We start from the raw sequence: 15,150 nt of genomic DNA, 5'->3' as shown, positions 1-15,150 counted from the left end.
ACGTCATTGCGAGCGCAGCGAAGCAATCCAGGGAGACCGGGCTGAACGGTTCTACCCAGTCTCCCTGGATTGCTTCGTCGCTTCGCTCCTCGCAAGGACGGATGCGCTTACCGCCCGCCGCAGCGATTGGCGATCAGGGCGCGGTAATTCACGAGTTCGCCATCCATCTCCCCGACATTGCGCGCGCGCTCCGCTCCGCCCTGGCAGGTCGCGAAAACGGTGCGGGCCTTCTGGAGATAGGCAACGTGCTCGCGATAGGCGCGGCACTGCGTCGCCTGATCGGCGCTCGCAACCCCCGCGAGCCGCGTCTGCTGCTGGCGGAAGCCGGCCTCGTTCTGGAAGAGGTCGCGCGAGCAGGTCGCCGGGCGCGGTTGCTGGGCCGACGCGGGAGCGGCCAGCAAAAGCGCCGCAACGGCAAGGACCAGCCTCATCCGAGGTTCAGCTCCTTGAAGAAATCATTGCCCTTGTCGTCGATGACGATGAAGGCCGGGAAATCCTCGACCTCGATCCGCCAGACCGCTTCCATGCCGAGCTCTGCATATTCGAGGACCTCGACCTTGCGGATGCAGTCCTGCGCGAGACGCGCCGCCGGGCCGCCGATCGAGCCGAGATAGAAACCGCCATGGGCCTTGCAGGCCTCGCGCACGGAGGCCGAGCGGTTGCCCTTGGCGAGCATCACCATCGAGCCGCCGAAGGACTGGAACTGGTCGACGAAGGAATCCATCCGCCCTGCCGTGGTCGGGCCGAAGGAGCCCGAAGCGAAACCCTCCGGCGTCTTGGCCGGGCCGGCGTAGTAGACCGGGTGGTTCTTGAAATAGTCGGGCATGCCCTCACCGCGCTCCAGCCGCTCGCGGATCTTGGCATGGGCGAGGTCGCGGGCGACGACGATGGTACCGGTCAGCGACAGGCGAGTCTTGACGGGATGCTTCGATAGCGTGGCGAGGATCCCGCTCATCGGCTGGTTGAGGTCGACCTTGACGACGTCGCCGCCGAGCGAGGCGTCCTCGACCTCCGGCAGGTATTTCGACGGATCGGTCTCCAGCGCCTCCAGGAAGATGCCGTCTTTGGTGATCTTGCCCTTGGCCTGGCGGTCGGCCGAGCAGGACACGCCGAGGCCGATCGGCAGCGAAGCGCCGTGGCGCGGCAGGCGGATGACGCGCACGTCATGGCAGAAATACTTGCCGCCGAACTGCGCCCCGACACCGAGCGCCTGCGTCATCTTGTGGACCTCTTCCTCCATCTCGATGTCGCGGAAGGCATGGCCCGAGGGCGAACCCTTCGTCGGCAGCGCGTCGAGATATTTGGTCGAGGCCAGCTTCACCGTCTTGAGGTTCTGCTCGGCCGAGGTGCCGCCGATGACGATGGCGAGGTGATAGGGCGGGCAGGCGGCGGTGCCGAGCGTCAGGATCTTTTCCTTGAGGAACGCCATCATGCGGTCCTTGGTCAGAAGCGAGGGCGTCGCCTGGTAGAGGAAGGTCTTGTTGGCAGAGCCGCCGCCCTTGCAGACGAAGAGGAATTTGTAGGCGTCCTCGCCCTCGGCATAGATGTCGATCTGCGCCGGCAGGTTGGTCGCCGTATTCTTCTCCTCGAACATCGAGAGCGGCGCGAGCTGGGAATAGCGCAGGTTGCGCTTGAAATAGGCATCCGCCACGCCCTCGCCGAGCGCCGCCTCGTCGTCGCCATCGGTCCAGACCTTACGGCCCTTCTTGCCCATGACGATCGCGGTGCCGGTGTCCTGGCACATCGGCAACACACCGCCTGCGGCGATATTGGCGTTCTTCAGCAGGTCATAGGCGACGAACTTGTCGTTCGAGGTCGCCTCGGGATCGTCGAGGATCTTGCCGAGCTGCGCGAGATGACCGGGGCGCAGCAGGTGGTTGATGTCGATGAAGGCCTGCTCGGAGAGCTGGCGGATCGCCTCGCGCGAGACGTTCAGGACCTCGCGATCGCCGATCTTCTCGACGCTGACGCCTTCGCTGCCGAGCTTGCGATAGGGCGTGGTGTCCTCGCCCAGCGGAAAGAGATCGACATGCGTATAGGCCATGGCCAGCGGCTCCGAAACAGGGTGCACCGCGATCAGGACATGGAAGACGCGGCAACGATCCAGCCGGCGTCATAGCCCGTCGGCCGGCATCGTCCAAGCAGTCTTTAATGCGTTTAAGCCTAGGCCGCCTGCGCGGCTGATTCGGCGAGGATCGCGTAGATCGCGGCGGGATCGCGCGCCTTGCGGACCTGTTCCAGAACGGTCTGGTTGCGCAGCACGCGCGCGACACGGGCGAGCGCCTTGAGATGATCGGCGCCGGCACCTTCAGGCGCGATGAGCACGAAGATGATGTCGACGGGTTGACCGTCGAGCGCGTCGAAATCGATCGGCTTCTCGGTACGGGCGAAGAGCCCGACGAGACGATCGATCGCCGGCATGCGGCCGTGCGGGATCGCGATACCATCGCCGATACCGGTGGAGCCGAGCCGCTCGCGCTGGAGCAAGGCTTCGAAAAGCTCGCGGTCCGGCAGGCCCGTCAGCGAGGCGGCATGCTGCGCAAGCTCCTGCAGAGCCTGCTTCTTGCCGTTGGCCCGCAGCGGCGAGATCACCGCTGCTGGGCTCAGAAGATCGGTCAGCGTCATTCGCCCGTCCATGCATGTCCCGTGCCGGTCGAAAAGCCGGCGGCACGGGTCAGGTTCGACGGCCGGAGCGGATCGCCCGCCGGCCTCAGGACAACGATGCCGGCGGGTCGATCCAGCCGATATTGCCGTCGCGGCGGCGGTATACGACGTTCATGCGGCCATTGCCAGCGTGGCGGAAGATGACGACCGGCGCGCCCGTCAGGTCAAGCTCCGCGACGGCGTCGCTCACAGTCCGGATATGCAGGGATTTGGTCGATTCCGCGACGATCACCGGGTTATCCCCGACGGAGCCCCCATCGATTTCCTCGATATCCTCATCGGGAGCCGCGATTACGTAGCTGGGGATTTCGATGCCGACGTCGCGGCCATTGCCCGCCGAACGATCCTTCAGCCGACGCTTGTAGCGTCGCAGCCGCTTCTCGATGCGCTCGGCCATCTTGTCGAGGCTGGCATAGGGATCATGGGCAGTGGCAGAGGCTTCCAGCGTGATTCCCGAGGAGAGGTGCAGGACACCGTCGGTCCGGAAGGCGGAGCCGTCCTTGTCCACCGTGACGTGGCCCTGGTAGCCACCCTCGTAATATTTGCTGACCGCCGCAGCGACCCGCTCCTCGGCCTGGCCGCGCAGGGCCTCGCCGACATCGAGATTCTTGCCGGAGATTCGCAAGCTCATGGAGTGCTTCCCCTTGGTTTAGCCATGGCCCTGTTCGGCCATCCCTAGGAGCTAAGAACCGCGAGTCGGGGTTGTCAATGAGCCGGCGCACTCATGACGCGCATGCGCCAGCGCTTTGGAACAAAATCGCGCGACGCTACCCCAGCGCCATCGCGACTTTCTCGCGCCGGCGCTCCATGGAGGACGGGATTCTGAGGGATTCGCGGTATTTCGCCACGGTGCGCCGGGCGATATCGATTCCGCCATCCTTGAGCCGGGTGACGATGGCATCGTCCGAAAGGACCGCCGAGGGCGCCTCGTCGTCGATCATCTGCTTGATCCGGAAGCGGACAGCCTCGGCCGAATGCGCTTCGCCATAGCCGGTCGCGGCGATCGCTGCCGAGAAGAAATACTTCATCTCGAAGACCCCGCGCGAGCAGGTCAGGTACTTGTTCGAGGTCACGCGCGAGACGGTCGATTCGTGCATGCCGATCGCATCCGCCACGGTCTTGAGGTTGAGCGGGCGCAGATGCTCGACGCCATGGGCGAAGAAGCCGTCCTGCTGGCGCACGATCTCGCTCGCGACCTTCAGGATCGTCCGGGCGCGCTGCTCCAGCGAGCGGGTCAGCCAGTTCGCGGTCTGCAGGCATTCGGCGATGAAGGCCTTGTCCGAATCGTTGCGGGCGGCCCGGGAAACGCGCGCATGATAGGTCTGGTTGACCAGCAGGCGCGGCAGGGTATCGGGGTTGAGGTCGATCAGCCAGGAGCCGTCTGGCGCGGCGCGGATGAAGACGTCCGGCACCACGGTCTCGGCGGCCGAGCCACCGAAGGCGCGGCCGGGCTTGGGGTCGAGGCGGCGGATTTCGCCGACCATATCGGCGATATCCTCGTCATCGACGCCGCAGAGGCGCTTCAGCGCAGTGAAATCGCGCCTGGCGACCAGCGGCAGGTTCGCCACCAGCGCCTGCATCGCCGGGTCGAAGCGGTTACGATCGCGCAACTGGATGGCCAGGCATTCGGCGACGTCGCGGGCCGCGACGCCAGACGGATCGAAACCCTGGACGACGCGCAGCACCGCCTCGACCCTGTCCAGGTCGATGCCGAGCCGCTCGGCGATCTCCGCAAGAGGCTCGCCGAGATAGCCACTGTCGTCGACGGCATCGATGATGTGGCGGCCGATGATGCGCTCGACCGGCGCGATCACGACGAGATCGAGCTGCGCGATCAGGTGATCATGCAGCGAAGCGTCCGCCGTCAGGCTGCTTTCGAAACCCTCTGGATCGCCATCGAAGGAGCCGCCCGACGCGCCATAGGCGCCGCCGACGATCGGCAGGCTGTCGGCGCCGCCCGCCTCGCTGCGGGCCGGGGTCGGCTGCTCGTTCTGGAAGACGTTGTCGAGCCCGGTGCCGAGCCTGCCCTCCATGCCCTCCTGCGTGTGCAGGCTCTCGGCACGGGCGAAGCTCTCAGCGTCGGCGGCGTGAAGGCCATCGGCATCATCGGGCCGGGCCGGCAGGTCGTTCGCCTCGTCGCGCTCCAGCAGCGGATTGCGCTCGAGTTCGCCCTCGACGAAATTCTGAAGCTCAAGATGCGAGAGCTGCAGGAGCTTGATCGCCTGCAGGAGCTGCGGCGTCATCACCAGGGATTGCCCCTGGCGCAGCTCCATGCGCGGCATCATCGCCATGCGCCAAAGGCCCTTCCTGCTCGCGCGCCATCGGCACGCTTCTTGCTTGCGAAAGGGACACTAGCGCCGGCTTACCGCCGCGTCAAAGGTTCAGCCATGCCTGCAGCCGGAAAATTGATGCACCGCAACAAATCCGCAGCGGAGCAGGCCAAAGCGCCTCAGAGGCGGAAATCCTCGCCCAGATAGACGCGCCGGACATCCGGATTGGCGATGATCTCGGCCGGCGAGCCCTCGGTCAGCACGCGCCCGGAATGGATGATATAGGCGCGGTCGACCAGGCCGAGCGTCTCGCGGACATTGTGATCGGTGATCAGCACGCCGATGCCACGATCGGTCAATTGCCGCACCAGCGCCTGGATGTCGCCGACCGCGATCGGATCGATGCCGGCGAAAGGCTCGTCGAGCAGGATAAAGGAGGGCTTGCCGGCCAAGGCCCGCGCGATCTCGCAGCGCCGACGCTCGCCGCCCGAGAGCGCGATCGAGGGCGCCTTGCGCAGGCGGGCGATGGTGAATTCCTCGAGCAACTGGTCGAGCTGGCGCTCGCGTGCCTTGCGGTCGGGCTCGACCACCTCCAGCACCGAGCGGATATTGTCCTCGACCGACAGGCCGCGGAAGATCGAGGCTTCCTGCGGCAGGTAGCCGATGCCGAGGCGCGCGCGCTGGTACATCGGCAAGGCCGTGATGTCGTTGCCTTCGAGCGAGATGATGCCGGCATCGGCCGCGACCAGCCCGGTGATCATGTAGAAGATCGTCGTCTTGCCAGCGCCGTTCGGGCCAAGCAGGCCGACCGCCTCGCCCTGGCGCAGATGGAGGCTCGCATCCGAGACGACGGCACGCCCGCCATAGCTCTTGCGCAGTCCATCGACCGCAAGGATGCCCGGTCCGCCGATCGCGGCGACGCTGGACGAGGCCTGGCGGACCTCCTCCTTGTCACGATTGCCGAACAGTCCGCGCAGCCGGCCGAAGACGCCCGGCTGCTGCGGGCGTGGAGCCGGCCGCGCCGGCGCGGCCGTGGGACGAGGCGCTTCGGAAACAGTCACTGCAGCACGATCAGTTGGTGGGCTTGGGCGCCGGCTTGGCGCCGGGCTTGCCGGCCTCGGTCTTGTTGGCGTCTGCCGCATTCGGAACGAACAGGCCCTGCACGCGCCCGCCCTGGACATTCGCGATGCCGGTTGTCGTGTTGTAGATCAGCTTCTCGCCACGGGTCACGTTCGGCCCGTCGTTGAGGGCGACATTGCCGGTCATGATCACGACATTGTTGGCGCGATCGAACTCGGCATTGTCCGAGGTCGCGGCCTGCGTCTTCGAGACCACCGTAACCGGCCCCTTGCACAGAATGCGCTTGATCGAGCTGTCATTGGCCTGGCCACCCGCGCCCGCTGCTGCGGGGCTGGGAGCCGGCGCGGGCGTCGCCGGGCGTCCGGCGGTTCCGCCCGGGCCGCCACGGCCCTCGTAGAGCACGGTCATCACGGTGCAGCGAACCGTCGTCTCGCCCTGCACGGCGACGACATTGCCGGAGAAGACCGCCTTGTTCTCCTTGTCGAGCACGTCGAGCTTGTCCGCGTCGATCTTGATCGGCTCCTTGCTGTCGCCGCCGAGACCACCCAGCGCCGAGGATGCGCCCCGCGGCTTGGCGGGGGCGGCCTGCGCGAAGGCCTCCTGCGGCGCGCCGAGCAATGCGAAACCCGCCGCAAGAAGCAGCGCAGCGTCGCGGACATCTGCGAAACGGAGCATCTGGCCAGCTCTGGTCATGTCACTGTCTCTTCCCATTACCAGCGTCGCCTGCCGGTGCTGCATCCGCGGGAGGAACCCGATTCGCGTTCAGCAGTTCCGGCATCGGCGTGCTGCCCTCGCGTTCGGGGCCGGCGAGCGTACCTGCTGGCGCGTTCCGGATGAAGACCCGCACCCGTCCCTCGAAGGCGATCAACTCGCCATTGTTCTTCACGTCAAGGGTGTCGGCGTCCACCGTGGTCTCGCCGAGGCTGACCTTGACCGGCTCCTTCGAGACGACAGTGCCGGATTTGAAGTCGACATCGGCCGTCTTCATCTGCATCTCGTGGTTGCTCTCGGTGCGGATCCTGACGTCGTCGATGAGACGCAGCTTCTCCTTCTGCGTATCGAACACCCCCGTCTTCGCGTTCACCGTCACCCAACCCTCGCGCTCCATCTGGATTCGCGCCGTCAGGGTCTGGAGCTCGATCTGCGTCGGGTTCCTGATCTCCTGGAAGGCGTTCACGGCCGTGACCTGGTAGGGCCGGTTGTCCTTGCGGTAGCCCGAGAGCTTCGGCGTCTCCATCCGGACCTTGCCGCCGGTAATGCCGACGGAGCTGACCGAGACATTCTCCAGCTTGCCGCCAAGCGGCGACAGGAAAGGAATGACGACGAGCGCCAGCACGAGCACGATCGCGGCAAGGGGAATCACCCGGCGCAGGAGGTGCACCAGTTGCGTATGGCGCCGCGCCGCGCCGAAGGCCGCGCGCCGGCGCAGCGCCTGCGCGGCCAGCCCCGCAGCCGGGTCGTTGAAGGTCATTGCCAAAGTCATGTCCCGCGCAATGGCAGCCGCTGACGGCATTTTCGTGTCACTGGACAGGCCACATCGCGCCCCCGCGTGGCTCGTCCATGTCGGGGGCGCGCTTGTCCGCGCGCTCCGCCCGCGCGCAGACTGACGCAAGAAGCCTTGGAAATTGTCAAGTGTGCGCGAAGATATCGGTTTCGCCCCAGCCGGCAAGATCGAGCTCGGCACGATAAGGCAGGAACTGGAAACAGGCCTGGGCGAGGTGCCCGCGCCCTTCGCGCGCCAGCATCGTCTCGAGCTTCTCGTGCAGCGCGTGCAGGTGCAGCACGTCGGAGGCGGCATAGGCGAGCTGGGCCTCGCTCAGCGTATCGGCGCCCCAGTCGGATGATTGCTGCTGCTTCGACAGGTCGACGCCGAGCAATTCGCGCACGAGATCCTTGAGCCCGTGCCGGTCGGTATAGGTGCGGGTCAGCTTCGAGGCGATCTTGGTGCAATAGACCGGCGTGGTGACCACGCCGAAGGCGTGCTTGAGCACCGCGACATCGAAGCGGGCGAAATGGAAGAGCTTCAGAACGGCCGGATCCTCGAGCAGGCGGATCAGGTTCTTCGGACGCTCGCCGTCCTTGGGAATCTGTACGACATCGGCGGTGCCGTCGCCGCGCGACAGCTGGACGACGCAGAGCCGGTCGCGGTGCGGATTGAGGCCGAGCGTCTCGGTATCGATCGCGACGCTCGACCCGGCCTCATAGCCGTCCGGCAGGTCGCCGCGATGGAAACGGATGGTCATGCTCGAAACCTCACTGGGGCCGCACGGAGGCGCCCTTCAACTGCACTTCACGACAAGGGGAACGGCAGGCCGCGAGCCGAAAGCAGCGCGCGTTCCGCAGCTAACCGCCAGCCCCGCCCCGTTCAAGCCCTTTCTGAGCCGACATAAACTCTTAAGGGGCGCGTTAACCTTTTATTCACCATAAGCTTCACCCTCGCGGCAAGCCGTGCGACAAAGGCCATCGGAGCTTGCCTGATGTCCCTGATCCGCCTCTTCAGCGATTTCGATGGCCGCATCGGCCTGCGGACCTTCTGGCTCGGCAGCATCGCGGTCGCTCTGACGCTGCTCGCCATCCAGCGCACCGTGCCGCTTCTGGTCGGTTACCGGGACGCGATCATGGTCGTCGCCTTCGTCAAGGCCTTCGCCCTGTTTCCCTGGGCCGCGCTGGCAGCAAAGCGCGCCACCGACCGTGGCAGCACACCGCTCTTCGGCATCCTGCTGATCTGCGCGATCGTGCTGCCGGAGCATCTGCGCGTCGTCATGCCGTTCGGCTGGCGCCCGTCGCTGGAAGCGATCTCGACCATGGCCTGGGTCGTCGCCTTCATCGATCTCGGGCTACTGCCGTCGGCAACGAAGCAGGATAGGGTTCCGGCCACGCCAGCGGGGGCTAGAACATCGGATTGAAGACCAATCCGATGTTCTAGATCTTTGATTCTGCATCGGCTTTCCCGAAAACCGCATTCCACTTTTCGGGCCGATGCTCTAAAGCGGCGGAATGAGCGCCGCACCGACCTCCCCCGCCCTGCCTTTCGACCCGACCGACCCCGTCGCCCTGACGCAGGCCCTGGTCCGCTGCCCCTCGGTGACGCCTGCGGAAGGCGGCGCGCTCGCGCTGCTTGCCGCCGTGCTCTCGGCGGAAGGCTATGATGTGCATCGCCCGGTCTTCAGCCAGCCCGGCACGCCCGATGTCGAGAACCTCTATGCCCGCATCGGCAGCACCGCTCCGGTCTTCGTGATCGCCGGCCATACCGATGTCGTTCCTGTCGGCGACGAGGCCGCCTGGACGCGCGAGCCCTTCGGCGGCGCGATCGAGAACGGCACGCTCTACGGGCGCGGCGCCTGCGACATGAAGGGCGGGCTCGCCGCCATGGTCGCAGCCGCGATCCGCTACGGCCGTGACAATCCCGATGCGCCCGGCTCGATCGCCTTCCTGGTCACCGGCGACGAGGAAGGCCCCTCGGTCAACGGCACGGTGAAGCTGCTTGCCTGGGCGCATGAGCGCGGCGAGCGCTTCGACCACTGCATCCTCGGCGAGCCGACCAATCCGGCTGCGATGAGCGACATGATCAAGATCGGCAGGCGCGGGTCGCTGACCGGCAAGCTCACCGTGCAGGGCACGCAGGGTCATGTCGGCTATCCTCATCTCGCCGACAACCCGATCCGCGGCATGGTGCGCCTGCTCGCCGCCCTCGACGCCACGCCGCTCGACGGCGGCACGCAACATTTCGACCCGAGCAATCTCGAAGTGACGACGCTCGATGTCGGCAACCCTGCGACCAACGTCATCCCGGCCCAGGCGAAGGCAGCCTTCAATATCCGCTTCAACGACACCTGGACGCCGGAGACACTCGCCGCCGAACTGGAACGGCGCCTGCACGAGGCCGCCGGCAACCAGGTTCGCTACACACTCGAGGTCCAGCCGACCAATGCCGTCGCCTTCCTCACCGAGCCCGGCCCCTTCGTCGCGATGGTCTCTGAGGCCGTTGAGGCCGAGACCGGCAAGCGCCCGGCGCTCTCGACCACAGGCGGCACCTCGGACGCGCGCTTCATCAAGAATTACTGCCCCGTCGTCGAGTACGGCGTCGTCGGCAAGACGATGCACCAGATCGACGAATCCGTCGCCGTCGCCGATCTCGTGGCGCTCGAACGGATCACGCATCGCTTGATTGCCAGCTATTTCGCCGCGCACCGTCAGGCTTGACGCGGCGGAACCACGGCTCATTATCGCAGTTAGACGAAAGTCTAAGATCGCAGATGATGGAGACCGTGATGAGGCTGGCAGCCGATGACGTCGCGCGTTCGCTGCGCGGCTCCTGGCACCTCATGACGCGGGGCGCCGAAGCTCTCCCCGAGCTCGACCTGACGCGGGATGGGTTCTGGCGCTCCTTTCTCGCCTTCGCGCTGATGCTGCCGGCGACGGTCGCCATCCTCGCCGCCGCGCGCCTGGTCGCCGGGCTGCCGAACAGCGCCGGGCTGTTCGCCGCGCCGACGCTCGCCCTGTCGGTGATCGCGGCGATGGCGCTGACGATCCTCGCCGTCCCGGCCCTGCTGATCGTGCTGCGTCCGGAGCTCGCGCAAAGCCCGCGCTTCACCAGCTTCGTGATCGCCTGGAACTGGGCCGGCATCGTCTCGGCCAGCCTGATGGCGGTTCCGGCGGCGATCTTCGCGATCGGCTGGGCGCCGCCGAAGCTCGCGATCGTGCAGTCGCTCTTCTTCGCCGCGATCGTGCTGAGGCTGCGCTATTGCGTGGCGCGGGCGGTCTTCGGACCGGTAGCCCGCGGCATCGCCCTGCCGCTGGTGATTGCCAGCCTCGTGCTCGACTACAGCGTCACGCGGCTGTTCGGCCTGTTTTGAACCGCTTGGGTCTCAGGCCGGCTGTTCCACATAGTCGACGCCCGCGAGATAGAGCCCGCAGGACGGCGCCAGCGCCGCGCATTGCGACCGGTCGCGGGCGGCCAGGACCTTGCCGACCTTGTTTTCCGGCCAGCGTCCCATCCCGACCATCTTCAGGCAACCGACGATCGAGCGGACCTGATGATGCAGGAAGGAGCGGGCATGGACATAGATCACGATCTCGGAGCCCTCGCGGCGGACATCGCAACGATCCAGCGTGCGGATGGGGCTGTTGGCCTGGCATTCGGCGGCACGGAAGGTGGTGAAATCGTGCTGTCCGAGCAGCGCCTTGGCGGCGCGATCCATCGCCTCGTGGTCGAGCTTGACGGGCACATGCCAGACCCGGTCGCGGTCGAGCGCCGGCTGGGCCCGGCGGTCGAGAATGCGGTAGACATAATAGCGGCGGCGCGCCGAGATGCGGGCGTCGAAATCGCCGGGCACCAGCTCGGCGCTGAGCACCGCGACCGGAATCCGCTTCAGCCGGGCATTGGTGGCATCGCGCACGACATCGGTGCGCCACTCCCGGTCGATATCGACATGGGCGACCTGATGCGTGGCGTGGACGCCGGCATCGGTCCGCCCGGCGCAATGCAGGCGGACGGGATGGCCGCAGAAAGCCTCGACCGCCTCCTCGACGCTCTGCTGCACGGACGGGCCATTGAGCTGGCGCTGCCAGCCCGAGAACGGCGTGCCGTCGTACTCGATGACGAGCTTGTAGCGCGGCATCAGAGCCGGCCACCGAAAAGTGCGGAGCGGTTTTCGGACAATGGCCTGCTCATCTAAAGCTTGCTGCCGGCTCCGAGCCGGGCGCCGCGCAGGAACTCGGCCCCGCTCATCGGCGCCTTGCCGGCGCGCTGGACCTGAAGCAGCTTCACCGCGCCGACGGCGCAGGCGACGGTGCCCTCGTCATCGAGCAGCGTACCGGGCTCGGCCGCACCGCCCGCACGAGCCGTGCGCAGGATCTTCAGCCGCTCCGGCCCCTTGCCGAGATCGATCTCGGCGAAAGCGCCCGGGAAAGGCGAAAGGCCGCGCACGAGGTCATGGACCTGCTGGGCCGGCAAAGACCAGTTCAGCTTCGCCTCGGCATTGGTGATCTTGCTGGCATAGGTAACGCCCTCTTCCGGCTGCGGCGTGAACTGCAGGCCGCCGCGTCCGAGCGCCGCCAGCGCGCGCACCATCAGGTCGGCGCCGAGGGGGCTCAGCCGGTCGTGGAGTTCGCCGGCCGTCATGTCCGGGCCGATGGCGAGGCTTTCGACCATGGCGACGGGGCCGGTGTCGAGGCCGGCCTCCATCTTCATCACGCAGACGCCGCTCTCGGCATCGCCAGCCATGATCGCACGCTGGATCGGGGCGGCACCGCGCCAGCGCGGCAACAGCGAGGCGTGGAGATTGAGGCAGCCGAGTTCAGGCAGATCGAGGATCGCCTGGGGCAGGATCATGCCATAGGCGACGACGACGGCGACATCGGCGTCGTGCGAAGCGATGATCTCGGCCTGGTCCGGCGTCTTCAGCGTCGTGGGGGTGAAGACCGGGATGCCGAAACGTTCGGCGGCGCGGTGCACCGGCGAGGGTTTCAGTTCGAGGCCGCGGCCGGCCTGCGCCGGAGCACGGGTGTAGCAGGAGACGACCTCATGCCCCTGCCCGACGATCTCGGTCAGCACCGGCACAGCGAAATCCGGCGTGCCCATGAAGATGACGCGCAAACTCATATGCTGAACATGTCTCCATAGCAGCGGTCATCCCGGGCGACCGCAGGGAGACCCGGGATCCATTCCGGAACCTCTCCTGCCGGCGCTCCGGCATGGATCCCGGATCTGCGCTTCGCTCCGTCCGGGATGACGGCGCGCGGATTGGAAAACCTCAGGCAGCCCGCTCGCGCTTGGCTGCCTTGGCGAACTTCTTGGTGACGCGCTCGCGCTTCAGCCGCGAGATATGGTCGATGAAGAGCACGCCATCGAGATGGTCGATCTCGTGCTGCAGGCAGGTCGAGAGCAGGCCATCGGCCGCGATCTCATGGGTCTTGCCGTCGAGATCCATGTAGCGGACCTTGACCTCGGCCGGGCGCTCGACCTCCTCGTAATATTCCGGGATCGAGAGGCAACCTTCCTCGTAGGCGCTGAATTCGTCCGAAGACCAGGTGATTTCCGGGTTGATGAAAACCTGCGGCTTCTTCGGCTCGGGCTCCTCGCCCTCCTTCGTCTCGGGCTTCGACAGGTCGATCGTCACCACGCGCAGCGGCACGCCGATCTGAATTGCGGCCAGCCCGATGCCAGGCGCGTCGTACATCGTCTCGAACATGTCCGCGACCAGCGTCCTGATCTCGGGCGTGACGGCCTCGACCGGCTTCGAGACGAGGCGAAGCTGGGCGTCGGGCAGGATGACGAGCGGGCGAACGGACATGGGTTTCCAAAGGAAAAGAGCTGTTGAGCCCGGGACATAAGCATTTGTGGAGGAGCGGTCAAACTGTTCCGCTTTCGTTCGCAATTCTCTGTCGAATCGGCTAGGCTCCCGCGCATGAACGAGATCGCCTTCACCTTGCTGGGACGCCCGGTGACATGGGCCGAGGCCGCGCTCGGCTTCGGTATCCTGAGCCTCGCCCTGCTGCTGATGGCGGTGATCGCCGGCTGGCGCGGCGGCCGGAGCCGCGCCATCGAGGCCGCGATGGCGACTGAGCGCGCCCGCGAAATGGACGACAAGGTCGCCGAGATGAACCGCCAGCAGGCCGAGCTCGCCGGCCGGATGCAGTCGATGGCCGAAATCCTCTCGACCCGGCAGGGCGATCTCGCGCGGCTCGTCGCCGACCGGATGGACGGCTTGAGCCATAAGGTCGGCCAGGGCCTTGAGCAGAATGTCCGCCAGACCACCGAAAGCCTCGGCAAGCTGCAGGAGCGGCTGGCGGTGATCGACAGCGCCCAGAAGAACCTGACCGACCTCACCTCCGAGGTCGTGACGCTCCGGGACGTGCTCTCCAACAAGCAGGCGCGCGGCGCCTATGGCCAGGGCCGGATGGAGGCGATCGTCCGCGACGGCCTGCCCGCCGCTTTCTTCGCCTTCCAGCCACAATTGTCGAACGGCAAGCGGCCGGACTGTCTGGTCACCCTGCCCGGCGACGGGCGCGGCCTCGTCATCGACGCGAAGTTCCCGCTGGAGAGCTTCACGCTGCTGCGCGAGGCGCGCGGCGACGACGCGAAGAAGACTGCCGGCCAGCGCGTGCGCAGCGATGTCGGCGTGCATGTGAAGGATATCGCCGAGCGCTATTTCCTGCCCGGCGAGACGCAGGATATCGCGCTGCTCTTCGTGCCCTCCGAATCGATCTATGCCGACCTGCACGAGCATTTCGACGACGTGGTCCAGCGGGCCCACCGGGCGCGCATCATGATCGTCTCGCCCTCGCTGCTGACGCTGGCGATCCAGCTGATGCAATCGCTGGTTCGCGATGCCCGGATGCGGGAAGAGGCGCAGGTGATCCAGACCGAGGTCGGCAAGCTGCTCGACGACGTGCGTCGGCTCGGCGAGCGCGTCGACAAGCTCGACAATCATTTCCGGCAGGCACAGGACGATGTCGGCCAGATCAAGACCTCGGCCGGCAAGGTGACGAGCCGCGCCGAGAGGATCGGCGCGCTCGATTTCGACGACGAGAAGAGCGAGCCGAAGCTGCCCTTCGCCAAGGGGCTGGAGCTGAAACGCGCCGCCGAGTGATCAGCCGCGGTCGAGCGCCGCTGACAGCTCGGGCTTCACGTTCAGGGTCTGGAAGACCACGCAGTAGCGCTCGGTGAGCTTGAGCAGCGTATCGAGCTTCTCCTGCGGCGCATCGGTCTCGACATCGAAGAACAGGCGGATCGCCTTGAAGCCGACCGCGGCATCTCTGGCAACACCGAGCGTGCCGCGGAAATCCAGATCGCCCTCGGCACGGACCACGCCCTTCTTCAGGTCGATTTCCAGCGCGGTCGCGACCGCCTTCAGCGTCACGCCGGCGCAGGCGACCAGCGCCTCCAGCAGCATGTCGCCGGAGCAGAGCTCGGCGCCCGAACCGCCCGTAGCGGGATGGAGGCCTGCGAGCGCGATGGCGCGGCCGGTCTCGACCTTGCAGGCGATATGCTGGTCGTCGAGCTCGCCATGGGCCTTCAGCGTGATCACCGCCGCCTCGGGATTGGTGCGGTATTCGTCCTTGAGGGGGGCCTGCAAGGCACGCAGTGCGGTAACGTCCATAATCGGTTTCCTCGACGCGAAACGGGAGTGGG

17 protein-coding genes are annotated in these 15,150 nt (G+C 66.5%); 4 read left to right on the top strand and 13 right to left on the bottom strand.

What is annotated here, in order from left to right; translation table 11 throughout:
• Nucleotides 1–107: 107 nt before the first annotated feature.
• The 9 genes from ACWIEX_RS03345 to ACWIEX_RS03305 all read right to left on the bottom strand — a co-directional run bounded on the left by ACWIEX_RS03345 (nucleotide 108) and on the right by ACWIEX_RS03305 (nucleotide 8,257).
• Nucleotides 108–431: a hypothetical protein gene (locus ACWIEX_RS03345; protein WP_454031718.1), complete on the bottom strand. Its 324-nt coding sequence runs from the start codon at nucleotides 429–431 to the stop codon at nucleotides 108–110.
• On the bottom strand, nucleotides 428–2,044 hold the full coding sequence (locus ACWIEX_RS03340; protein ID WP_454031717.1) for a fumarate hydratase: 1,617 nt from the start codon (nucleotides 2,042–2,044) through the stop codon (nucleotides 428–430). The genes ACWIEX_RS03345 and ACWIEX_RS03340 overlap by 4 nt, the downstream gene beginning before the upstream one ends.
• 119 nt (nucleotides 2,045–2,163) lie before the next feature.
• Entirely contained in the window at nucleotides 2,164–2,625 is a 462-nt protein-coding gene (gene ptsN, locus ACWIEX_RS03335; RefSeq protein ID WP_454031716.1) for a PTS IIA-like nitrogen regulatory protein PtsN, read from the bottom strand.
• An 85-nt stretch (nucleotides 2,626–2,710) separates the two neighbouring features.
• On the bottom strand, nucleotides 2,711–3,295 hold the full coding sequence (hpf, locus tag ACWIEX_RS03330) for a ribosome hibernation-promoting factor, HPF/YfiA family (protein ID WP_454031715.1): 585 nt from the start codon (nucleotides 3,293–3,295) through the stop codon (nucleotides 2,711–2,713).
• Between the two features lie 136 nt (nucleotides 3,296–3,431).
• Entirely contained in the window at nucleotides 3,432–4,955 is a 1,524-nt protein-coding gene (rpoN, locus tag ACWIEX_RS03325; RefSeq protein ID WP_454031714.1) for an RNA polymerase factor sigma-54, read from the bottom strand.
• A gap of 158 nt (nucleotides 4,956–5,113) precedes the next feature.
• Nucleotides 5,114–6,076, bottom strand: coding sequence for an LPS export ABC transporter ATP-binding protein (gene lptB / locus ACWIEX_RS03320; protein WP_454031713.1), 963 nt, complete (start codon nucleotides 6,074–6,076; stop codon nucleotides 5,114–5,116).
• Entirely contained in the window at nucleotides 6,006–6,689 is a 684-nt protein-coding gene (locus ACWIEX_RS03315) for an LptA/OstA family protein (protein ID WP_454031712.1), read from the bottom strand. The genes lptB and ACWIEX_RS03315 overlap by 71 nt, the downstream gene beginning before the upstream one ends.
• A gap of 19 nt (nucleotides 6,690–6,708) precedes the next feature.
• Nucleotides 6,709–7,485, bottom strand: a complete 777-nt coding sequence (gene lptC / locus ACWIEX_RS03310; protein ID WP_454031711.1) for an LPS export ABC transporter periplasmic protein LptC — start codon at nucleotides 7,483–7,485, stop codon at nucleotides 6,709–6,711.
• Between the two features lie 157 nt (nucleotides 7,486–7,642).
• Entirely contained in the window at nucleotides 7,643–8,257 is a 615-nt protein-coding gene (locus ACWIEX_RS03305) for a ribonuclease D (RefSeq protein WP_454031710.1), read from the bottom strand.
• Between the two features lie 234 nt (nucleotides 8,258–8,491).
• On the opposite strand from ACWIEX_RS03305, the gene ACWIEX_RS03300 reads away from it, so the two are divergent.
• From ACWIEX_RS03300 to ACWIEX_RS03290, 3 genes are all read left to right on the top strand, one after another.
• Nucleotides 8,492–8,920: a DUF805 domain-containing protein gene (locus ACWIEX_RS03300; protein ID WP_454031709.1), complete on the top strand. Its 429-nt coding sequence runs from the start codon at nucleotides 8,492–8,494 to the stop codon at nucleotides 8,918–8,920.
• A gap of 91 nt (nucleotides 8,921–9,011) precedes the next feature.
• Nucleotides 9,012–10,217 (top strand): succinyl-diaminopimelate desuccinylase, encoded by a 1,206-nt coding sequence (gene dapE / locus ACWIEX_RS03295; protein WP_454031708.1) that lies wholly within the window; start codon nucleotides 9,012–9,014, stop codon nucleotides 10,215–10,217.
• Between the two features lie 68 nt (nucleotides 10,218–10,285).
• On the top strand, nucleotides 10,286–10,870 hold the full coding sequence (locus tag ACWIEX_RS03290) for a hypothetical protein (RefSeq protein WP_454031707.1): 585 nt from the start codon (nucleotides 10,286–10,288) through the stop codon (nucleotides 10,868–10,870).
• A gap of 12 nt (nucleotides 10,871–10,882) precedes the next feature.
• On the opposite strand, the gene truA is transcribed toward ACWIEX_RS03290, so the two are convergent.
• From truA to def, 3 genes are all read right to left on the bottom strand, one after another.
• Nucleotides 10,883–11,635, bottom strand: coding sequence for a tRNA pseudouridine(38-40) synthase TruA (truA, locus tag ACWIEX_RS03285; protein WP_454031706.1), 753 nt, complete (start codon nucleotides 11,633–11,635; stop codon nucleotides 10,883–10,885).
• Between the two features lie 53 nt (nucleotides 11,636–11,688).
• On the bottom strand, nucleotides 11,689–12,618 hold the full coding sequence (gene fmt, locus ACWIEX_RS03280; protein ID WP_454031705.1) for a methionyl-tRNA formyltransferase: 930 nt from the start codon (nucleotides 12,616–12,618) through the stop codon (nucleotides 11,689–11,691).
• A 151-nt stretch (nucleotides 12,619–12,769) separates the two neighbouring features.
• The gene (def, locus tag ACWIEX_RS03275) at nucleotides 12,770–13,309 is read right to left on the bottom strand and encodes a peptide deformylase (protein WP_454031704.1); all 540 of its coding nucleotides are present in this window, start codon (nucleotides 13,307–13,309) and stop codon (nucleotides 12,770–12,772) included.
• Between the two features lie 114 nt (nucleotides 13,310–13,423).
• On the opposite strand from def, the gene ACWIEX_RS03270 reads away from it, so the two are divergent.
• Nucleotides 13,424–14,608, top strand: a complete 1,185-nt coding sequence (locus tag ACWIEX_RS03270) for a DNA recombination protein RmuC (protein ID WP_454031703.1) — start codon at nucleotides 13,424–13,426, stop codon at nucleotides 14,606–14,608.
• On the opposite strand, the gene ACWIEX_RS03265 is transcribed toward ACWIEX_RS03270, so the two are convergent.
• Complete coding sequence (locus ACWIEX_RS03265) at nucleotides 14,609–15,118, bottom strand: OsmC family protein (protein WP_454031702.1); 510 nt, start codon at nucleotides 15,116–15,118, stop codon at nucleotides 14,609–14,611. It abuts the gene before it with no gap.
• Nucleotides 15,119–15,150 lie beyond the last annotated feature (32 nt).

The sequence above is a fragment of the Allobosea sp. NPDC055353 genome, from assembly GCF_053644975.1.
The sequence above is the reverse complement of the archived record's forward strand: the minus strand, read 5'-3'. Positions and strand labels throughout refer to the sequence as shown.